The following is a 20,947-nucleotide window of genomic DNA, read 5'->3' on the forward strand; positions in this document are numbered from 1 at the left end:
GAGGAAGGAGGCGGATCTGCCGTGACCGTGGGACGGGTGAGACGCCTCAGCGGCCGCGGCCGGGAAGGACCGTCGCCGCTGAGAGGTGACCGGGCAGCCGCCGGCTCACGGTGACGGCCCCGGGCAGGGGAGCCCGAGGCCGGTCGGCGCGTCCACCGGACCCCTCGGGTCAGTCGCCGACCCGAGGCAGCTGCGAGACGATCGTGCTGCCGTTGCGCGCGATGAGCACGTCCTCGTAGAGCAGGAGCTGGGGCGCCCCGAACCCGGGCCGTGCCTCGCCGGTGTCGACGTGATCGCGCCAGACCTGCTCACCCGTGCGCAGATCGAGGCCGGACAGATCCCCGGTCGGGCTGTAGAAGTACACGACCCCCTGCGCCACCGACACCACGGGCGACGGGAAGCTCGCCATCGTGTCCCGGTCGGGCAACTTGACGCCCACCGGACGGGTCCACAGGGTCTTGCCCGTGGTCAGCGAGTAGGCGGAGGCCTTGCCCTGCCAGGACACGGAGAACAGCCGGTCACCGATGACCTCGGAGGTGGCCGTCGCCCCCATGGTCCGGTAGGGGCGCGAGACCCGCTCCCCCGAGCCGCTGACGGTGGTCAGCCGCAGATCCTTGCCGTCCGCACCCTGCGCCGCGATCAGAACCATCCGGTTCCCGGTGGTGCCGACGAGCTGCTGCCCGCCGGGGAGGGCCGCGATCTTCGTGGCGCTCCCGTCGGCGGGATCGAGCCGGAGCACCTCGGTGGCGTCCGGCTTCTCGACGTCCCGCATGCACAGGAGATACGGCACACCACTCAGCACGGCCCGCTGACACGCGGTGCCCTTGTCCCAGGTGTGGCGCCACTTCTCCTTACCCGTACGCGGATCGAGCGCCGACATCGTGCGCACCGAGGGGGTGTTCGCCAGCACCGCTCCGTCGATGAGCATGGCGGCCTGGGCCGTGCGGTCGTCCTGCGGCATCTCGACCTTCCACAGCACGTCACCGGTACCGGCGTCCACCGCCATCAGATCGGTACCGCCGGCGTAGTCACCGTCCGGCAGATTCTCCGCGGTGTGGTTGCGGTAGGCGTACACGACCCCGTCACGCACGGCGAAGGGGTGGTCGATACTGTCGCCCTCGCGGTTGACCGGTACGGTCCACAACCGCTTGCCGGTGTTGGCGTCGACCTTCGCGGCATCGTACTCGGACCCGCTGCAGTACAGCGCGGAACCGTCCACCAGACACCCCCGCTCGCTGGCGCCCGGGCTGCTGCTCCGCCACGGCTCCCAGCCCTCCGGCGGAGTGGCGGGCGAAGCCGCCGGCCGCACGGGCCGGTCGGGCCCGGCAGCACCCCCGTTCCCGAAGCCGAACACCGCCCCCACACTGATCGCGGCAACGGCGACCGCCGCACCCGCGGCCTGCGAGAAACGCCGTCGGCTGCGCCGCCACACCACCCTCTCCGCCAGGTCCCCGGGCGCCCGCACCCGGTCCAGGGCGACCGCGTCCAGCGTCTCCCGGACCTTCTCCTCCACGCGCTCCGTCGTCATCGCTGGGCCTCCTTCGGCGTGCAGGTGAGCGGCTGGACCCGTCCCGCGGGCCCTTCGGGCCCGAGCTCCGGCACGAGCGTCCGCAGCTTGGCGAGCGACCGGTGCGCCGTACTGCGCACCGTGCCGACCGGACACCCCAGCAGCGCGGCGACCTCGGCCTCCGGCAGGTCCTCGAAGTAGCGCAGCACGACCACGGCCCGTTGCCGCTTCGACAGACGACCCAGCGCCGCCCACAGGGCGATCCGCAACTCGGAGTCCGCCCCGGTATCGGCGCCGGTGCCCGACTCGGGCAGCACCGGCACCGTCGTCTCCGCGCGATGTCTTCGCAGCCGCCACCGGTTGACCTGCTGGCGATACATCACCTGCCGGACGTAGGCCTCGTGCTGCTCGATACGCGCCCAGCGCCCGTAGGCCTTCATCAGCGCGATTTGCAGCAGATCCTCCGCGGCGTGCCGGTCCCCGCCGGTGAGCAGCACGGCGAGCCGCAGCAACGCGGTGGACCGCATCGCCACGAACTCCCGGAACCCGTCATGACTCGACGCCTCCATCGACCCTCCCCTTCTCGAACATCACGACGTGACGAGAGGCGCGCGGCTATCCCTCATGGGACGAGATTGCGCGTTCACACCGAGGTGACGGCCTCGATGCAGGGCCGGGGGAGGAGCGGATCCCCGAGGACGCCGCAGGGCCGGCTCGGGGGGAAAACCCTTGTGAACCGGCCCTTCACCTGTGTGCCCGACAGGATTCGAACCTGCGTTGAGTGACGCTGTGGGTGCTGCTCCACGGGGGCACCCTGAGGCGTTCGCTTGAACGGCCGTGAACGGGCTGAGTGAGAGCCCGCGTTCCTGATCGATTCGTACTTTCTGGATCGGGGCCGCTCCAGGGCGGCGACGACACTGGTGGACCGCCCGCCGCGCGAGGCGCCTCTCTGCGGGAGATCGGGGCGGCCCAGCAGAGCGCCCAACGATCAGCACCGCACGAAATACCAACGTCTTCAGAACTTCCCGCGTGCAGGCGTCAACTCCCGGATCCGGTAAGAGATCGACTTCCCGACACCAGGGGATCGTCTCCGACCCTGGGAGCCGACAGGAACTGCCTGACACGAGGTCCTGCACTGCGATCAGGAAGCCAGATCTTGTTCTTTCCCTGGCGAGTTGGAACCGCAAGGCCCTCTTGTTGCAAGAGTTGCATGGCGGGAGTGACCAACGCTGCGTCATTTCCGCCCATGCCCCTGGTCAGAGCACTGTCCTTCCTTCCGCGGCCTCGCTGCAGATAGAGCTTACGCAGCAAGGTCATCACCACACGCGTACCGGCGGGAAGAATGGCAGAATCCATGATCGCGGCATTTCGGTCCGCAGCGTCCGGGAAGCTTTCGAACGTGCAGTCAGTGAAGCGACCGAGTGGCATGTCGGTCTCTCCAAGCCTCCCGATCACGGTAAAGAACGTGCATTGGTTGAAAAGAGGAAGCAGTGAAGGGTCGGGGTCGCCGGACAGGACGAGCTCCTCGAACATGCAGTCCGTGAATTCGACGCCGCTCAGATTCGGTCCCCCCTCGCCCAGGTCCAGACTCGGTATCACGGCCCCCGAGACGGTGTGCTTACTCGTCCCCTCGTTCGTGATGTCGAATCCAGAGGCGATTGCCATACCGACGAGATCTGCGGCCAATTCGTGGCAGTCGGTCTTGATGGCCCGACCCAGCGCGGTCCGCAGTATGCCCGGCTGAACCTGGAAGTTGCTGATCTGTTCTGTGGCCACTTCCACGCCCAGCGGCTCCATGGCAGAATGCCATTGCGTCGGCTGGAATCCGGCGTAGTCGCCGTAAGGGTCGATGACGAACCGGCTCACATGTGCGGCTTGGGCGGCACTCGCCAGGTCTTGGTCGACAAAGCGCCGTGTGCCGTTCTCGGAGTCCTCCTCCTCGCCGCCCAGCCCCGGCAGGCGCTGCAACAGAGTCAGTTCGCGATCGCTGGGCGGCCTCTTTCGAACGATCGTGAAGGCGTCCACGATGTCCCGCATGGACACGGGTCCCACTCCCAGGGACGTCTGCCGTGCGAAGCTCGCCAACTGCTCGATCACCTGTCGCACCGCAGGCCCGTCGACGCCTTGCTTGATGAAGGACTCCCGCTCGCTAATCCGGTCGAGGAGCCACTCCCAACCGGGAGCGGGTGCCAGCCCAGCGCTGTCCTCAAAGCCGCGTAGGATTCCTTCGGCTGCTAGGTGCCCAAGAAGCAGGGGTCGCTGAGGAAGCCAATCAGGGACCGCCCCTTTCTCGTTGAATTGAGCCAAGAAAGTTTTGGCCTGGTCTGCCGAGAAATCACTCAGGGTGGCGATGACATGCGGAGATCCATCAAAGAGGTAATCGCCCAGTTCACCCAGGGTGTCGAAATAGAAACGGCGCCCTGCCACGATGATTCCAGTGTCCGGCTGTGACTCGCGACTGAACTCCTTGACCAACACGGTGGCAGCGCGCCGGTTCTCCCGGATTGCTTCGGGCGAACCGCTCCAGCCCGGAGCTGCGAGCTCGTCGAACCCGTCGAGGAGAATATGGGCGTAGCCGTTGCGCCACGCGCTGACGAGTTTTGCCGGGTTCTGGAATCCCAAGTAGTTCGCGTGGCGCGTGAGAGCTTCCGCCGGGTCGTCCTGCCCGTAGTGGCGACGCAGGCTCAAGGTGATGGGAAAGATGTGCGTGTCGCCCTTTAGGTAGCGCTTTCTGAGGTAGGTGTGAACTTCACGCAGCGTCATGCTCTTCCCGGCGCCGTAGTCGCCCAGAAGCGCAATCCTTTCGCCCGACTCGACGGACATGGAGAGATCGCTGACGGAGACGTTCTTCGGCTCCTCTCGCTGGACCCTCCGACCGGAATCAGCAATCCTTGGGCGCACGACCCCGGAAGAGCTGTAGATGCCCAAAGGAACGTACTTCACCAACTCGGTGGTGCTGTTGGTTTTAGGGTTCGCCGCACTTCCCCACCCGACGAGATCACGCAACTCCAAGTACTCGCGAGCGTTGATGATCTTTGACCTGAACTGATCGTAGGAGATGACCTCGATTGATCGGTCATACTGATTGTGCAGGATCTTGCGCTGGTCCGCGGTCGGGGGGTGGTAGGTGACGAACCAGGACTTGGCGAAATAGCCTTGCTTGCGCGCCGTCTTCAGATGGCCCAACAGTTTCGGCCCGACATTATGGGCTTTGTCGATGCGGCGATCCATAGTCGCCTCGACCATGTGCGAAACTTCTTCGGTTTTGAAGATCCCGTCGACCTCGCGACCATTCACCATTTCAGGGCCGCCATGCTCTGCTTCGGGCCATAAAGCTCGCGCTACTCGGCGTACTTCCTCTTCGAATTCATCAGGTGTCATTGTGTTCACTGACCGCTTCCTCTCAAGCCGGCAGACGCCTATTTGGGTCTCGGCGTGCGGCTCCCGCCTTGGGTCGCCAGCGCAGCATATGGTGGCAGATGCGGAGATGTCAGTTGTTGGTTACAAAAAGCTGCCTCGGTTTCAGGCGGTACGGGCGTAGCGACGAGTCTTGTGCTCGACCGCGGAGGCGGTGCGCAGGTGTGGGGCAGGAAGGCTGCTCCTTCTTGCCTGATCATTTCGGGGATCTTACTGATCGGTCTTCTTGCTGCTCAGGAGTGGTGCTCCGGAGCTCCCAGTGGTGGTCGTCGACCGTCCCCGGCCATTGGCGAGCGGCTTCGGCCACCCCCGGAGATACGGCCCAGCGTCGCTGCCTGGAAGGGCGGTCGGCCAGCCTCAGCGTGAGGAGCGCTTCACGCTGGCGTTGGCCTGACGGGGTCCATGGCGTGGTTCGCCCGGGGCGTCGCACGGACGCTGGTGCTCCTCGGGGCCTGCGGGCGCCCTCCGTTGTCCCGACCATCCGGAGCGATGTCATGCCGTTCCGTTCGGTCGCTCCTCTGTGAACTGCGGCCCCGACGGCTCCCCATTTGATCGCCATACCCCGCTTCGGGTATGTGTTGCGGGCCGCGATCTGACGGGCGGGGCGATGGTAGGCATCCGACGATCTCACGTGATGCATCGGTGCGCTGCGAGAGAAATGAGGGCAATACAGTGACGACAGAGACGGATCGGGCCCGAGTCTATCTTTGGGAGTTACAGGCGCAGGTCGCGGAGGCACTCGGACGACGAGGACGGAACGCGAACGAACGACAGCTAATGCAAGACTTGATCAAAACACGGACCGCCCAAGAGTCGCTGGACGCACGATACGCTGAGGCCTTGAGACTTCAGCAGTTCTGGCCGCCCTGCGGGCCCGAGGAATCCTACTGTGAATTCTCCATTATCCATGGTCTCGCCGACCGGCTGGAGAAGTACACCCCAGACCACTTCACTCGTCCTGTGCTTGGCTCGCTGGAGACCGGCGAGATCAACGCTGTCACGCTATTAGCACCCGATGCCCGCACCCATCTGGTCGTCTTCGAGAGTGAACTCACCACCTTCGCCAACCTGTTCAGCAAAGCCGTGGCCCTGGCGATGCCATTCAATTCCTTCGGAGAAGGGATGAACGCCTTCTTCTTCGCCCCCGACAAGGTGCGCAGGCATCTGCAGGATTTCCCAGAGGCCCTGCAACGCTTTCAGGAAGTCGTTCTCGCCTACCTCCTCAAGGGCAGACCGCGCCGAGCTCCCCAGTACTTCGCTCCACCCTCCGTCGAGGTGCCTGCCGCCTTCCTGCTCGAAGGGCTGGAGTTTTTCGTTCTCGGTCACGAATATGGTCACGTCCTGGCCGGCCACCTGGCAGACGGGCACGGCCCACGTCGGTTGCTGGGAGCCGACGATGGGGAGGTCACCGAGGTCACCTGGAAATGGGAGCAGGAGCATGAGGCCGACCTGCTCGGCTGGCACTTGTGCATGTCGGTGATGACTGAGGAATGCGATCTGGCGGTGGCGCATGCAGGTGTCGAGCTGTTCTTCTCCGCCTGTGAGACCCTTGAGCGGGCCCTCTCGATGCTGATCACGGGCCGGAGCGATGTGCATCGGTCTTCTGCGACTCATCCGCCGGTCGCCGAGCGACGCGATGTGCTGCAGATGTCTCTTCGGGAATTGTACGAGGGTGAGGTGGAGCCCGCCATCACCCTCGGAACAGCGATTCGCCACATAGTCAACATCCTTTGGGAGCACACGGCCCCCGTCGTCCTCGACCGGTACCGGCGTGGTGTTCAGCCCGACCCGCGCTGGACAACCCCGTCTTCGAAGGCTTAGGAACAGCCCCCCGATTTCACCGACTCGAGCCGTTGCATCGGCACACGTCGTTCCGCTCCGCCGACCCGCAACCGCACGCCTTGGGCGTCAACTCCGACCAGCGCCCCACACAACGTGCTCCCGTCCTTCTCCACGATGCGCACCCCCGGCTTCCCGGCTCGCGGTCCGTACCAGGTCAGCCCGATCCCGGTGGTGACGAGAGCGAGGGCCAGGAATCCGGCGCCTATGGCCAGCCTGAGATCCCTCACTGCCTCCCGTGTGCTGAGGCGCTGACGGGTGAGTAGTTCCTCAAGCGAGGCTTCCGCGAAGCGGCGCCGCGGCAGCCCGAACGCTGCCCGCATGGCGAAGAAGGCACCGCCTGCCGCGAGCAGCAAGCCGCCCAGAAGCAGCAGCCCCACCATGGCGTGTGCCACGCCCGACAGTCCCTGCACAGTGTCGGGTCCCTTGACGACCCCGACCGCCGTCAGCAGACCCAGTAGAGCCGCCAGACCGTTGCGCCAGTTCTCAGCTTGAGCGCGAACGCGGTCGAGTTCGTCTTCCATCAGGCGGCGAGACTGGTCGGCTCTCAGCCGGCCGGCTTGCGTACTGGGAGTGCCGGCTGTAACGCGGACCGCCATCACACGCCCCATTCGATGTGCAGCACCCAGGAAGCCCCACATCCTTTGAGCTCACCAGCCTCCGGGTGAGCAGCGGGACAAGCACAGATGACCTCAACGTCCCGAGAGGCTGGTCCGGTTGCGCGGCGTTGCATCAGGCGAGCCAACAGGCCGGGACGAGGGAGCGCGCTTGCGTACGCGACAAGCGGCTCGGAGTGAACAGTCTCATGCTGGCAGCGCGGGCACGGTCCGCTGATCACGATGACCTCGGGCACCCTCTCATCCGGATGCAGGCTGACTCGTGCAGTGCCGGCGGCGATCGTGTTCCACTGCCGATCCGACTCCGCTCTGTAGGAGAGCTCTTGTTGGCTCGTCATTCCTTGTCCCCGTACCCCATGCCAATAACCTAACGTTGTCGGGGGCCCGGGCACACGGAAGTCTGGAGCATCGGTTCCGCGACAAAACCCTCGTGGATCAGCTGCTTCATCACCTGACGTCCTACGACGCCATTGGCTCCGGTGATCAAGATCATGATGGTCGCTCCTTCACTCGATGCTCGGGCGGGACCGTGAGGTTCGCTCATCACGCGACGGGCCGAGGCGGTCTACGAAGACCCCGGTCGGGTGAGTGGCTGCCGACGCGCCTGGGCCACCGGCGCGTGGGACGGCGGGGAGTCCGCGAGCGGAGACCGGTCCGTGTACCTGACCTCGTAGACGCGCTCGCTGAACTTCCAGCCGTCAGAGGTGCATTCATAACCGTCGTGGTACAGGCCGTGGTTCAGATGCGAGCTGCCGTCACGCATCCGCCCGAAGTCCTGGATGTACGCACGGCCGACCGCGGTGTCGCCGTCCAGCCGGGTGAAGCCCGGATGGAGGTTCTGCACGAAGAACTCCCAGAGCCCCTGCCCCCATTCGCTCCCCGCGCGGATCTCCTCCCGGCCGACGAATTCCTTGTCGATGTGCGGCCATCGCACGGCGCCACAGGGAGTGAACAGGGATGCGGTTCGGTCGTAGTCGCGCATCATCACCGCGTCGGTGATCTCGACGCGCAATGCCTCGATCTCGAAGTGGTCGGCGACGGCCTGCATGTCACTCATCGACCCCCTGCCTTGTCGACGACGGGTCAGGCGTGTTCCACCCTTCCGGTGGGCTGCGCTTCCAGCGCACCGGCGAGCATGACGTGAACGTGCTGTGGCTGCCCGTCGCCGAGCCGGATCTCACCGTGGGCCCCACCGTACTGACCGGAGGCCGCGGGCTGGCCGTGCCGGCAGGCCATCCACTGGCCGCGCGCGGCACCGCGTCGCTGGAGGACCTCGGAGACAACCGAGTCGTCGACTTGGGTCCCGACGCCCCCGAGTACTGGGTGGCGTCCATGCTCCCCACGCGTGCGCCGCTCGGCCGACGTGTCCCGCGCGGACCTGTCGCGCGGACCTTCCATGAGGTCCTCACGCTGGTCGCCTCCGGGGAATGCGTTCAGCCGCTGGGTGAAGTCGCCGCCTGGTACAACAACTCATTGGCATAGTCTTCCTGCCCGTCCCGGACGCCCCACCCCTTCAATGGGCCCTCACCTGGCGGCCGGCCGACGGCAACCCCACCATCCGCGCAATGGCCGAAACGGCCGCGGACCTCGGCCCCATCGCGTCGTGACCCCCACACGACCTCCCGGTCCGCTCACGCAGACGGGCCCCGGACAAGGAGCCCGAGACCGAACGGAGCGCCTCCCTGGAGAGGGGATACTCCAGGTCGGGCCGGTAACACGCTGGTCGGTGCCGTCGGTTGCTTCCCCAGGAGGGCACGTCCGTGGCACGACCCTCAGGCACAGGATTTCCCGGATCCCCCCTGTGGCACCAAGGGGCCGTGCGATGATCTTCAGGCGATCGGGGGGCCGTCAACTCTGCACGAAACGGTCGCTTCGGGCCGCACCATCGCAGCCATCGACGAAAGGCCATCCGTGCGCAGGCTCGTCTACTACATAGCCACCACGATCGACGGTTTCATCGCCGGGCCGGACGGCGCCGATCCCACCGGCCCGAACGGCTTCTGGCCGATCCCCGACGACTACCTCCAGCACATCGTGACCGAGTACCCGGAGACTCTGCCCGCTCCGGCCCGGGCGGCCCTGTCCGTCACGGACGAAGGAACACGCTTCGACACCGTCCTCGAAGGACGGCGTACCTACGAGATCGGCCTCGCGGCCGGGATCACCGACGCCTACCCGCACCTGCGGCATCTCGTGTTCTCACGCACCCTGTCCGAGAGCCCGGACCCCGCCGTCGAGCTGGTGGCCGACGATCCGGTGGCCACGGTACGAGAGCTGAAGCAAGAGGGCGGTAAGGACATCTGGCTGATCGGTGGCGGGGCGCTGGCCGATGCCCTGTACTCCGAGATCGATCAGCTGATCCTCAAGGTGGGAGCCCTGACGATCGGTGCCGGGATACCGCTCTTTTCCCGCAACGCCACCTTCGATCCACGTCGCTGGGAACTCACGGACCACACCGTCTTGAAGAGCGGAGCGCTGTTCCTCACCTACACGCGCGTCACCGACCAGGCGTGATCCAGTCCCCGAGGCCGGTGCAGCGGCTCTGGCCGTGGACGGCGACCGGGTGCGCGAAGACCGTTCAGGAAGGACGCTGGATCGTTGACGCGCCCCGCCTTACGGTGACGCCATGAGCGATCACTCGGAAGCGCCTGTCACGCCCGTCGAGGCTTATGAACCCCCCTACTACGTGGCTGTCTTCACGACGGTGCGAACCCAGGACCAGAGCGGCTACAGCGAGACCAACGCACGCATGGAAGACCTGGTGAAGGACGTCCCCGGGTTCCTGGGGATGGACCACGCGCAGACTCCTGGCGGCCTGGGCATCACGGTGGGGTACTTCCGCGACGCCGACGCCCTCACGGAGTGGCGGAACAACGCCGAGCACCGCGCGGCGCAAAAGCGCGGGCAGGCCGAGTGGTACCAGAGCTACACGCTGCATGTGGCGAAGGTGGAGCGGAGCCAGGGGTTCACGCGAGGGTAGGCCCCGCGGCTGCCGACTTCCTGGTGGAGCGGGCGTGGGCCGCGACTGCTCGGCTCTGCCTGGTCGCCCGCTCCTGGGAGTGTTGGTGTCGTGCAGCCGCAGCTCTGGGTGCCGTGCCCCCAGCTCATGACGCAGCCTCTTGGCGAGACCGGAGTGGACTGCCCAGCGCTCGCCGTACCGGTCCCCGCAGTACGGGGACGCGCCGCACTCCGTTCCGGTGCCGGGGCCAACGGGTCTGCGCAGCCTACGGCTTGGGCGCCTGCTGTTCCCCCGATCCTCGGACGATCAGGCGGGTGGGGACGGTGATGGTGCGCGCGCGGGAGCGGTCGCCGTCGAGTCGGGACAGGGCGGTGGTCGCGGCGCTGCGGCCGATTTCCTCGGGGTCCTGGGAGACGACCGTCAGGGCCGGTTCCAGTGCTGCGGCGAGGGCCACGTCGTCGAAGGCCACGACGGCCACGTCCTTGCGTTTGGCGCGGGCGAGTTCGGCGATGATGCCGAGCGCCATGATGTTGTTCCCGGCGAACAGGGCCGTGGGGGGAGCGGCCAGGTCGAGAAGCTGGGATGTCACGGCTTGCGCGCCCTGCTGATCGTGCGCACTGACGACCAGCGAACGGTCGTAGGGGATGTCGGCTTCCTGCAGGGCCGCGCGGTATCCGGCGAGGCGTTCGCGGCGGGTGTAGAGCTTGGTGGGCAGGTCGCCGACGAAGCCGATGCGGCGGTGGTCGTGGGCGATCAGGTGGGCGACGCCCTCCTGAGCGCCCGCACGGTTGGAGCTGACGATGCTGTCCGTGGAGAGGCCGACCCCGGGCCGGTCGAGGAAGACGACGGGCAGCCCGGCCGTACGGTGCGACTTGAGGTCGGAGTGGTCGGCGCCCACGGCCGGCACGACGATCAGGATGCTGACGCGCCGGGCGAGGAACTGGGCCGTCAGGGCCCGTTCGCGCTCCGGATCGTCCGCGGACGATCCCATGAGCAGCGTCAGTCCACGGTCCCGCACGGTCTCCTCGATACCGCGGGCCACGGCTCCGAAGAAGGGGTTGGCCAGGTCGGGGACGACCAGCCCTATCGTCGTGTCCGGACCGCCGACGCGGATGTTGCGGGCCATGAGGTTCGGCTGGAAGCCCAGTTTGGCCACCGCGGCGCGTACCTGTTCCCGCGTCCGCGTCGAGACGGGCCCGTCCTCGTTGAGGACCCGGGAGACCGTCTTGGCGCTGACACCTACTTCTCGTGCGACGTCGGCCAAGGTGGGGCGGCGGCTCGCTGCCATGGAGGAAACCGTCTCCTGGATGCTCTCGGGCCCCGGGCCGCGGCCTCGGCCGGGACATGCGAGAGCGGGTTGCGCTGTCAGGTGGCCTGTACTCCGGCGGCCTTCGCGGCCTCGGAATCCGCTACGACAGTATCTCCAGCCGCGTCGACGCCGAGCGCGCCGGTCATGATGGCGACGACCTCGGCCATGGAGTAGTCGGAGGGCTTGATCACCGCGGCGCGCCGGCCCAGCCGGTGGACGTGGATCCGGTCCGCGATCTCGAAGACGTGCGGCATGTTGTGGCTGATCAGGACGACCGGCATGCCCTTGTCTCGGACGCGGCGGATCAGATCGAGGACCTGTCCGGACTCCTTGACGCCCAGGGCGGCGGTGGGTTCGTCCATGACGACGACGCTGCGGGCCCAGGCGACGGCGCGGGCCACCGCGACGGCCTGGCGCTGTCCGCCGGAGAGAGTCTCGACCGACTGGGTCAGCGAGCGCAGGCCGATCTTCAGGTCGGCCATGTGCTCGGCGGCCTCCTGACGCATGCGCTTCTTGTCGAGCATGCGGAAGGCACTGCCGAGGAACCCCGGGCGGCGCAGCTCACGGCCGAGGAACATGTTCGAGGCGATGTCCATGGAGGCCGCCACGGCTAGGTCCTGATAGACCGTCTCGATGCCGTGGGCGCGGGCGCTCTGCGGGCCGGAGAACTGGATCGGCTTGCCGTTCAGGCGTATCTCGCCCTCGTCCGGCACCACCGCGCCGGTGAGGGCCTTGATGAGGCTGGTCTTGCCGGCGCCGTTGTCGCCGATGACGGCCAGCACCTCGCCGGGCAGCAGGTCGAAGTCGGCACCGTCGATGGCGGTGACGTGGCCGTAGCGCTTGACCAGACCGCGGGCCTGCAGGACGGGGGTCTCGGTGGTGGGGGTCGTGGTCATCGGGCCTTCCTCCGGGAGATCTGGTCGACGGTCACCGCGAGGATCACCAGGACACCGGTGATCAGGGTCTGGTAGATCGAGGCGACGCCCATCAGCTGAAGCCCGTTGCGGAAGACGCCGACGATGAGGACGCCGATGAACGTGCCCAGGACCGACCCGCGTCCGCCGAAGAGGCTGGTGCCGCCGAGGACCACGGCGGTGATGCTGTCGAGGTTGTCGGTCTGCCCGGCCTGCGGGTCGCCGACGCCGGTGCGGGAGATGAGCAGCAGGGCGGCGATGCCGTAGAGGACACCGGCCGCGGTGTAGACGCCGATGGTCAGGCGGGAGGTGCGGATGCCGTTCAGCCGCGCCGCCTCCGGGCTGTTGCCCAGGGCGTAGACGTGCCGGCCCCAGCCGGTGCTGCTCAGCGCGTAGGCGAGGAGGAGGAACAGGGCGATGGTGACCAGCGAGCCGTAGGTGATGTCGGTCTTGCCCAGCGGGAAGGTCTGCCCCAGGGCCGTCAGCGGGCCGGGCAGGTTGGTGACCGTCTGCTCCTCGGAGTAGATGTGGGTCAGCGCGAAAGCCACGTTGAGCATGCCGAGGGTGACGATGAACGGCGGCAGCGGGATCTTCTTCACCAGTGTCCCGTTGAGCATGCCGAAGCCGCCGCAGACGACCAGGCCCAGCGCGATGGCGGCGAGCGGTGGCAGGCTGCCCTCGGCGGCCATCTTCGCGATCACGATGCTGCCGAACGCCATCACCGCTCCGCAGGACAGGTCGATGCCCGCGGTGAGGATGATCAGGGTCTGGCCGATGGCCAGCGTGCCGACGACCATGACCTGCTGCACGATCAGCGAGAAGTTCCCGCCGGTGAGGAACTGGTCGGTCGAGACGGAGAAGAAGACGCAGGCCAGCAGGAGCGCGACCAGCGGGCCGGTGGTCGGTTGCGTGAGCAGTCTGCGGGCCGTGGTCGGCGCTTTGAGCCCCGCGTACGGCGCGGACGTGGAGGGTGGCGTGGACGTGGCAGTCATGCGAGGTCCTTGTCGGAAGACAGAAGTCCTGGTCCGTCCCTGCCGGACGGCAGGAGGACGAGGGGGCGGCCGTCCCAGGTCGGGGAGGTGGGGCCGGCCGCCCCGCCGAGAGGTGACGAACGGCGGTGGCTACGGGGGCGGCTGGGGGCGGCGGCTCAGCCCCAGCAGTTCTCCAGGCCGTAGGCGGTGTCCTTGGCGGCGACCCCGTCCTGGGCCTTGTCGGTGATCAGGGTGACGCCGGTGTCGGTGTAACCCGACGCCTTCTTACCGTCCTTGGCGTACGTCACGACGGCCTTGACGCCCTCGGCGGCCATCTTTAGCGGGTACTGCTGCGAGGTCGCGGCGATCTTGCCGTCCTTGACGGCCTGCGTGCCGGTGCAGCCTCCGTCGACGGAGACGATCAGGACGTCCTTCTCCCGGCCCTTGGCCTTGAGCGCGGTGTACGCGCCCAGAGCGGCGGGCTCGTTGATGGTGTAGACGACGTTGATGCCGGGCTCCTTCTGCAGGCAGTTCTCCATCGCGGTCTGGCCCTTGGACTGGTCACCGCCGGTGTCCTGGGCGCAGGCGACATCCTTGTCGGTGACGCCGAAGCCCTTCAGGAAGCCGTTGTGCCGCTGGACGCCGACGGAGACGCCCGGCGCCAGGTCGAGGGCGGCTATCTTCGCCGTCTTGCCCTTCATGGCGGCCTTGGCGTACTCGCCGATCAGCTCGCCGGCCTTCAGGTTGTCGGTGGCGAAGAGGGCGTCCACCGCGCTCTGCGGCTCGGTCGGAGTGTCCAGGGCGATGACCAGGACACCCTTGGCCTTGGCCTTCTCGATCGCGGGCACGATCGCCTTGGAGTCGCTCGGGGTGATCAGGATGCCCTTCACACCGGAGGCGACCATGTTCTCGATGGCGGTGACCTGACCGGCGTTGTCACCGTCGAACTTGCCGGCCGCCGTCATGAGCGTGACGCCTTCGGCCTTCGCGGACTTCTCCGCGCCCTCCTTCATCTTGACGAAGAAGGGGTTGGTGTCGGTCTTGGTGATGAGACCGACCTTGACGTCGCCCGAGCCGCTGCTCGTGCTGCCCGATCCCGATCCGGATCCGCAGGCGGTCAGGGCGAGCGCTGCGACACCCGTGCACGCAGCGGCTCTGAGCAAGGAGGAGGGCAGACGAGAGGTGCGTGACATGAACGACTCCTGCGGATGTCGGGCGGGTGGTCGGCAGTGGGGCCTGCCGTCCCGCGATGTCAACGATGACTGATGTCATCGTTGACACTGCTTGGCGAGGATGATGGACTCCGTTCCCCGGCAACGTCAATGCCTTGCACTCGTCACAAATCGGCAACGCCCCGAGGCCGAGTCCGCACGGGCCGCCCGCCCGAAGCCGCTCGTCCGCGTGCCCGGGTCATGCCCGTTCCCGCTCCGCGCGTTCCCAGAGGACGCGTCCTCAGAGAAGAGCCGCCCATGAGCCCGCGCCAGATCACCGTCCTCGGAGAATGCGTCGCCGACGCGTTCACCGAAGCGGCGCCTGCCCAGAACGAACTCGCCCTCCGCGTCCTGCCGGGCGGCGGACCGGCCAACACGGCGGTGGCCCTGGCCAGGCTCGGCACCCCGGCCCGCTTCCTCGCACGGCTGTCCGGCGACGTGTTCGGCCGCCTCTTCCGGGCCCACCTCACGGAATCCGGAGTGGACCTCTCGCACGCCGTCGAGGCCACCGAGCCGAGCACGCTCGCCGTGGCCGAACTGGACGACCGGGGCCAGGCCGCGTTCTCCTTCCACGCCCAGGCCACCGCCGACTGGCAGTGGACCAGCACGGAACTGGCCGGGGTGGACCTGGCCGGCACCGCCTGCGTGCACACCGGGTCCCTGGCCCTGGTCAAGGAACCCGGGGCGGCGGTGGTGGAGGACTTCCTGGCAGCGGCCGCCCCCCGGGCCACCATCAGCATCGACCCCAACGTCCGCCCGCTCCTGGTGCACCCCGAGGTCTACCGCGCCCGGCTGGCGCACTGGTGCGGCCTCGCGGACGTGCTGCGGCTGAGCGAGGACGACCTGGACCTCCTCCTGCCCGGCACGCCACCCGAGCAGGCCTGCGACACCTGGCACGCGGCGGGGGCCCGGCTCGTCGTGATCACGCGCGGCGCCGACGGCGCCCTGGCCTCACTCGACGGGGAGCGCGTCCAGGTACCGGCGGTGGCGACGCCGGTCGTCGACACGGTCGGCGCGGGGGACTCCTTCACCGCCGGACTGCTGCACCACCTCGGCACCCACGGACTCCTCGGCGGCAGGCTGACGGACCTGAGTCTCGGCGACGTAGAGGCGGCCTGCCTGTTCGCCGTGCAGGTCGCCGCCCTGACCTGCTCGGTGGCCGGACCCAACCCGCCCTGGCAGGACCAGACGGCGCCGCACACGACGGACGCCCGAGCCGTCCTGCATCTCGACGCCGCCCACTGAATCCCACGATCTCCCCGGATGGACAAGGACGGAAACCCAACCATGACGAAGACCCTGCTCGCCGAATTCACCGCCCGAGAGGGAACGGAGGCCGAGGTCACCCGCCTGATCCGGGAGTACGCCCGGAAGGTGCGCGAGGAGGAAGGCAACCTGGCCTTCGACGTCTACACCAAAGCGGCAGCCCCCCGCGCCTACTGGATCTTCGAGGTCTACCGGGACGAGGACGCCTTCCAGGCACACCTGAACGCCCCCTACGGCGCCCCGTTCAACGCCGCCCTCATCCCGCTGATCGAGGAGGACGCCTCCGTACTCACGTTCCTTGAGGGGATCGACCGCGGATGAATCGGCTGCGCTTGAGTCCGCGGGCCTGCCTCTGCGCGTCGCTTTCTTGAACGCATGCCTCGTCGGAAATGGCGCGCCGGAAGCCGCGTGTCGGAAAGCCGCGTGTCGGAAGTGGCGCGCCGGAAGACCGCGCGCCGGAAGACCGCGCGCGGCCGACCGCGCGCGGCCGACCGGCGCACGGCCTCGGCCTCGTCACCGGTCACCGATCACCGGTCACCGGTCACCGCCAGATGAACCTCCGCCGTATCACCGGCGGATGTATCTCCGCGGCATGAACCTCCGCCGCATCACCGCCAGATGGACCCCAGCCGCCACGCGCGCAGGTCGTCGAGGGTGGCGGTGCCTCCCTCGGCGAACACCTCGACGCCGGTGCTGGTGGGGTCGGGGAAGATCTGGTCGGTGATCACGGCCTCGCCGTCGCCGCCGAAGACCTCGACGGACGACCAGTCGACGAGGACACGGAGCTTGACCTTGCCGTTCCTGGCCTTCAGCGGCGCGGTCTGCACACCGGGGAAGGTGTTGTTGAAGTCCCCCGCACCGGAGCGGGTGCGGTCGACGTACAACTCCTGGGTGGTGGTGTCGTAGCCGATGACGGTCTCCTCGCCGCCCGCTCCGGTACGCACCTTCAGGCCGAAGCGGTCCGCGTCGTCGAGGGAGAAGGTGGCCTCGATGTCGAGTGCCTTGCCCTTGGCCCCGGGGCCGGTCAGTGACGTCGAGGCACTCTTGAGGGTGAGGCCGGACGCCGTCGCCGGGCGCTTCTGGCGGAGGGACTCCAGACCGCTCACCGGCTTGCTGGTCAGCCGGATCCGGCCGTCGACCGTGCGCAGGGCCATCTCCCGCGGAACGCTCTGAGCGCCGCGCCAAGGCGAGGTGGGAACGGACTGGCCGTAGTCCCAGTTGTTCATCCAGCCGATCATGCGGCGCTTGCCGCCCGGCGCGTTCTCCCAGGACACCGCCGCGTAGTAGTCCTTGCCGTAGTCGGCCCAGTCGGCGCGCTGTACGACCGACTTGGCGGGCTTGTCAGCGGCGGTGAACCGGTCGGCCATGACGTGGCCCCAGCCGGCGGTGTTCATGTCCACGACCTGGATCCGCGCCGTCCGGCCCTCGTAGGGGCGCATGTCGAAGGACGCCCAGTCCAGGGTCTCGCTGTCGGCGCCGGTCGCGCTGCGGACGACCTTGCCGTCGACGATCAGGTTGACGGACGTCTCCTGGGAGACTCGCGCGGCCCGGGTGTCGGACAGGACGATGTGGTCGACGTTGAGATGGCCCCAGCCGCCGGTGTTGTCGTCGACGATCCTGATTCGCGCCTTCTTGCCGGCGAGGTCGCCGACGTCCCACGAAGCCCAGTTGAGCGCCTCGGCGTCCCTTCCGGTGGCGCTGCGGACGACCCGGCCGTCCACGAGGAGCTCGACGGCGGTGGGCTCGGCGGAGCCGGCGGGGTGGTTGCCGCCCCCGATGAGGAAGTTGATGTGCTTCTTGTCGACGGTGAACTCGGGCGAGGTGAGGGTGCCGGTGGTGGCGTCGCCGTGCAGGAAGGTGTTGGCCAGGCCGTCTCCGAGGAAGCCGGAGACCTGCTGCTGGCCGGGGAGGGTGCCGCCGGCCGGTGCGGTGCCGAAGGCGTCCCCGGTCGCCGTCCAGCCGCCGTAGTTTCCGCCCTCGAAGTCGGCGAGGACCGTGCCTTCGGGCGCGGGGTTGTCCAGGACGGTTCCGGCCTCGTGCGGATGCCGCCCGCCGCCGATCCTGAAGTTCAGGTAGGGGCTGTCGACGGTGAAGGACGGGGAGGTGAGGAGGCCGGTGGCGCCGTCACCGCCGTGGAAGCTGTTGGCGAGGCCATGGCCGTCGAAGCCCGAGACGGGCCCCTGACCGTCCACCGCCCCGGCTGCCGGTCCCTGGCCGAAGGCGGTCCCGGTCGCCGTCCAGTCACCGAAGCCGGCGCCCTCGAAGTCCTGCACGACCTCGCCCACGGGCGGGGTGTAGCTGCCCTTGTCGTCGGGGGTGAACTTCTTGCCGTCGAAGTCTCCGACGAAGTACTGGGCGGCCGAACCACCCGCGATGCCCCCGGGGTTGATGTTGACGACCAGAACCCACTTGATCTTCTTCTTGTCGCCGTCGACCGCGAGGGGGAACAGGTCCGGGCACTCCCACACGCCGCCCGTCGCGCCGGCCGGCCCGAACTCGCTCTGCAACTCCCAGTCCTTGAGGTTCTTGGACGAGTAGAACCGCACCTTGTGCTCGGCGGACAGCGACACCGCCATCAGCCAGCTCCGGGTGGGCGCGTACCACTGGACCTTGGGGTCGCGGAACTCCGTGGAACCGATGTCGATCACGGGATTGCCCTGGTACTTGGTCCAGGTGCGGCCCCGGTCGGTGCTGTAGGCGAGCGACTGGGCCTGTTTGCCGCCGTTCTTGGAGGCGCTGGTGTAGATCGCCACCATGGGCGGGTTCTCCTTCGTGCCGAACCCGGTGGTGTTGTCCCGGTCGATCACCGCACTGCCGGAGAAGACCATCTCCTCGTCGTCGTGCGACAGGGCGAGCGGCAGCTCCTTCCAGTGCACGAGGTCCTTGCTCACCGCGTGCCCCCACGACATGTCGCCCCAGGAGTTGCCGTTCGGGTTGTACTGGTAGAAGAGGTGGTACTCGCCCTGGTGGTACACGAGGCCGTTGGGGTCGTTCATCCAGTTCTTCTGCGAGGTGTAGTGGAACTGGGGTCGGTAGGTCTCGGTGTACGCCGGGGGGTCGGCCGCGACCGCGGTCCGAGGGGCGAGCGGGGCAGCCGACAGGGCGCAGACGGTCGCCACCGCCGCCATCATCCGTGTGCGGGCATGCCGGGATACGCGTACAGAGCTCATGGTCTCTCCTTGTCCCGCGGCCGTCGGCGCGGTGGTGACCGCGGCTTCCGCGCGACGGGCCGAGTAGTGCGCCTCGGGCCGGTGCCGGCCATCCCTTGCCGTCGACCCGAGATGTCATCGTTGACATGAGTCATCGTTGACATGTGTCATCGATGACAGCGAGTGCCCGATTATGGGGCACCGTCCGGCCACCGCGTCAACGGTCCGGACGTGATTGCTCTGACGCGGAAGTGCCCGAAGCCGTCCGGGACTTCGAGGGGGATCAGGGCTGGGTGCGGGGTTTGGTACGGGGCTGGGTGCTCTCCATGGCGAAGCGGCGGCTGACGGTGATCTCAGGCGAAAGCAGGCCGGGGTCCGTGATCACCGTCAGCTCGTACTCCCCGTCCCGCAACGCCTTCACATCGAGCACCCGGTGGTTGCCGATCCCGGCCGCGAGGGGCACGTCTTCGTCGGACACCAGGGCTGGCAGTTGAGCCGCAGCAACTTCCGCGGCGACTGGGTCAAGGCCCGGAAGGCAGGCGGCGTCACGGCCGAACGGCACCTTCACGACCTGCGGCACACGGGCAACACGCCGGCCTCCACGGCCGGGGCCGGCACGCGGGAGCTGATGACGCGGATGGGACACAGCAGCTCCCGGGCGGCACTGATCCACCCGCACATGACCAGTGACCGGGACCGAGCTATCACGGACCGGCTCGGGGACATGATCCGCAAAAGCGGATGAAAAGCCCGCCTGGAAGAAGGGGGGTGGTCACGCCCGGTCTCCGGCGAGACGGCCGGACTGTAGGGTCCCCGCCAGCAGAGGGGGAAACATGGCTGATCGCGGCTGGTATGACGACAGTGACTACCACGAAGCAGTGCAGCGGGCGGAACGAGCGACACGGTTCGGATGGTCAGCGATCGCCTTGACTACGGGCGTCCTCGGCTCTGTGCTGTTCACCGTCGCAGTTCTCTGCGTAGTCGCGGTTGTCGCATGCCTCTTCGTTGTGGTGTCGAGCCATTACTGAGTGACCACCAAGCGGGGTACGGGCGCTGATGATTCAGGCGCTTCGGTTGTCGACGTGCCCGGCCGCCCCCGCTCGCCCGGCGCATCGCTGGGCGGTGGCTGGTCATGGCAGGCGAGACAGCGTCCGGAGCTGAATCCGGATGTGCTGCCTCGGTGCGCCCGATGCCCAGCCCCTCAGGTGCGCGCCGTGCGACGAGGGGCGCCGCCCCGAGCCGAGCCGTGGTCCGGGCGAGGCGTCCGGTGTTCGCGATCCCCTCCCGTGGGCGGTAGCAGGCAGGGACGGGTCGCCCGGACGCGGCGCTGCCGGATCTGTCGCCGTCATGACGGTGCCCTCATTTCGTGGCTCCGACCCGGACCAGCGGGCAAGGAGGGACCGTCAGCAGGGCTCGTCCGGGATGTCGTACGCGGTTCGATACTTCGCCCGGCGATCGAAAGTATGGGCATGTCTGCCGAGCGTCAATACCTCTGCCGAAGAAGCCGCTTTCGCGCCGGGCAGCCGGCAGGCAGCCCGCCTCGCCCGCTGCCCCGTGTTACCCAAACGTGATGGCCTGCTTCTCGCGCAACCTCTTGACCAGGGGGGACGGTGGGCGCTCATATGACCTCCCCATCACCGACACATTTGAGGGAGGTACGGCCGTGGCACATCCGGCGCACAGCAGTACCTCCCCGGCAGGTTGCGGCCAACGATTAGCTCGCGCCTCTCCCTGCGGAAGCCGGGCGAAGTGAGCGCCCGGACTCCCTGCGACGCCACCGGGTCCGGG

17 protein-coding genes and 1 pseudogene are annotated in these 20,947 nt (G+C 67.8%); 7 read left to right on the forward strand and 11 right to left on the reverse strand.

From position 1 onward, the window contains the following. Positions 1-169: 169 nt before the first annotated feature. The 3 genes from BJ965_RS22185 to BJ965_RS22195 form a co-directional block, all read right to left on the reverse strand. Positions 170-1,528 (reverse strand): PQQ-binding-like beta-propeller repeat protein, encoded by a 1,359-nt coding sequence (locus BJ965_RS22185; RefSeq protein WP_184910261.1) that lies wholly within the window; start codon positions 1,526-1,528, stop codon positions 170-172. Beyond that, the gene (locus BJ965_RS22190; protein ID WP_184910262.1) at positions 1,525-2,076 is read right to left on the reverse strand and encodes a SigE family RNA polymerase sigma factor; all 552 of its coding nucleotides are present in this window, start codon (positions 2,074-2,076) and stop codon (positions 1,525-1,527) included. Before BJ965_RS22190 ends, BJ965_RS22185 begins: the two co-directional genes overlap by 4 nt. Before the next feature lie 469 nt (positions 2,077-2,545). Beyond that, complete coding sequence (locus BJ965_RS22195) at positions 2,546-4,888, reverse strand: NACHT domain-containing protein (protein WP_246547885.1); 2,343 nt, start codon at positions 4,886-4,888, stop codon at positions 2,546-2,548. A gap of 876 nt (positions 4,889-5,764) precedes the next feature. Between BJ965_RS22195 and BJ965_RS22200 the strand changes: the two genes are divergently transcribed. Next, positions 5,765-6,745, forward strand: coding sequence for a hypothetical protein (locus BJ965_RS22200; protein WP_184910264.1), 981 nt, complete (start codon positions 5,765-5,767; stop codon positions 6,743-6,745). On the opposite strand, the gene BJ965_RS22205 is transcribed toward BJ965_RS22200, so the two are convergent. Together BJ965_RS22205 and BJ965_RS22210 are read right to left on the reverse strand one after the other, a co-directional pair. Continuing rightward, positions 6,742-7,287: a hypothetical protein gene (locus BJ965_RS22205; RefSeq protein ID WP_184910265.1), complete on the reverse strand. Its 546-nt coding sequence runs from the start codon at positions 7,285-7,287 to the stop codon at positions 6,742-6,744. The genes BJ965_RS22200 and BJ965_RS22205 overlap by 4 nt on opposite strands. Positions 7,288-7,945: 658 nt before the next feature. Further along, a complete protein-coding gene (locus tag BJ965_RS22210) occupies positions 7,946-8,437 on the reverse strand; it encodes a nuclear transport factor 2 family protein (RefSeq protein WP_184910266.1) in 492 nt (163 codons plus the stop codon). A gap of 32 nt (positions 8,438-8,469) precedes the next feature. Between BJ965_RS22210 and BJ965_RS22215 the strand changes: the two genes are divergently transcribed. The 3 genes from BJ965_RS22215 (at position 8,470) to BJ965_RS22225 (ending at position 10,360) form a co-directional block, all read left to right on the forward strand. Continuing rightward, positions 8,470-8,862 carry a LysR substrate-binding domain-containing protein gene (locus BJ965_RS22215; protein ID WP_184910267.1) on the forward strand — a complete coding sequence of 131 codons (393 nt, stop codon included), beginning with the start codon at positions 8,470-8,472 and terminating at the stop codon, positions 8,860-8,862. A gap of 429 nt (positions 8,863-9,291) precedes the next feature. Then, positions 9,292-9,894 (forward strand): dihydrofolate reductase family protein, encoded by a 603-nt coding sequence (locus BJ965_RS22220; protein WP_184910268.1) that lies wholly within the window; start codon positions 9,292-9,294, stop codon positions 9,892-9,894. A gap of 112 nt (positions 9,895-10,006) precedes the next feature. Then, positions 10,007-10,360, forward strand: a complete 354-nt coding sequence (locus BJ965_RS22225; protein WP_184910269.1) for an antibiotic biosynthesis monooxygenase family protein — start codon at positions 10,007-10,009, stop codon at positions 10,358-10,360. A gap of 244 nt (positions 10,361-10,604) precedes the next feature. Here BJ965_RS22225 and BJ965_RS22230 read toward each other — a convergent pair whose 3' ends face one another. The 4 genes from BJ965_RS22230 to BJ965_RS22245 all read right to left on the reverse strand — a co-directional run bounded on the left by BJ965_RS22230 (position 10,605) and on the right by BJ965_RS22245 (position 14,726). Next, the gene (locus BJ965_RS22230) at positions 10,605-11,627 is read right to left on the reverse strand and encodes a LacI family DNA-binding transcriptional regulator (RefSeq protein WP_184910270.1); all 1,023 of its coding nucleotides are present in this window, start codon (positions 11,625-11,627) and stop codon (positions 10,605-10,607) included. 77 nt (positions 11,628-11,704) lie between these two features. Then, entirely contained in the window at positions 11,705-12,544 is an 840-nt protein-coding gene (locus BJ965_RS22235; protein ID WP_184910271.1) for an ATP-binding cassette domain-containing protein, read from the reverse strand. Next, positions 12,541-13,554: an ABC transporter permease gene (locus BJ965_RS22240; RefSeq protein ID WP_184910272.1), complete on the reverse strand. Its 1,014-nt coding sequence runs from the start codon at positions 13,552-13,554 to the stop codon at positions 12,541-12,543. Before BJ965_RS22240 ends, BJ965_RS22235 begins: the two co-directional genes overlap by 4 nt. A gap of 155 nt (positions 13,555-13,709) precedes the next feature. After that, a complete protein-coding gene (locus BJ965_RS22245) occupies positions 13,710-14,726 on the reverse strand; it encodes a sugar ABC transporter substrate-binding protein (RefSeq protein WP_184910273.1) in 1,017 nt (338 codons plus the stop codon). A 276-nt stretch (positions 14,727-15,002) separates the two neighbouring features. On the opposite strand from BJ965_RS22245, the gene BJ965_RS22250 reads away from it, so the two are divergent. Continuing rightward, positions 15,003-15,989, forward strand: a complete 987-nt coding sequence (locus BJ965_RS22250) for a carbohydrate kinase family protein (protein ID WP_184910274.1) — start codon at positions 15,003-15,005, stop codon at positions 15,987-15,989. Between the two features lie 42 nt (positions 15,990-16,031). Next, positions 16,032-16,331: a putative quinol monooxygenase gene (locus BJ965_RS22255; protein ID WP_184910275.1), complete on the forward strand. Its 300-nt coding sequence runs from the start codon at positions 16,032-16,034 to the stop codon at positions 16,329-16,331. Between the two features lie 287 nt (positions 16,332-16,618). On the opposite strand, the gene BJ965_RS22260 is transcribed toward BJ965_RS22255, so the two are convergent. Together BJ965_RS22260 and BJ965_RS39460 are read right to left on the reverse strand one after the other, a co-directional pair. Further along, complete coding sequence (locus tag BJ965_RS22260; RefSeq protein WP_184910276.1) at positions 16,619-19,180, reverse strand: glycoside hydrolase family 32 protein; 2,562 nt, start codon at positions 19,178-19,180, stop codon at positions 16,619-16,621. Positions 19,181-19,442: 262 nt separating this feature from the next. Then, the gene (locus BJ965_RS39460; RefSeq protein ID WP_246545947.1) at positions 19,443-19,637 is read right to left on the reverse strand and encodes a hypothetical protein; all 195 of its coding nucleotides are present in this window, start codon (positions 19,635-19,637) and stop codon (positions 19,443-19,445) included. Here BJ965_RS39460 and BJ965_RS22265 point away from each other — a divergent pair. Continuing rightward, a pseudogene (locus BJ965_RS22265) lies at positions 19,578-19,904 on the forward strand (tyrosine-type recombinase/integrase); the annotation flags it as partial. The gene BJ965_RS39460 and the pseudogene BJ965_RS22265 overlap by 60 nt on opposite strands. Between the last annotated feature and the right edge of the window lie 1,043 nt (positions 19,905-20,947).

It is taken from the genome of Streptomyces luteogriseus, from assembly GCF_014205055.1.
GTDB classification, from domain to species: Bacteria; Actinomycetota; Actinomycetes; order Streptomycetales; family Streptomycetaceae; genus Streptomyces; species Streptomyces luteogriseus.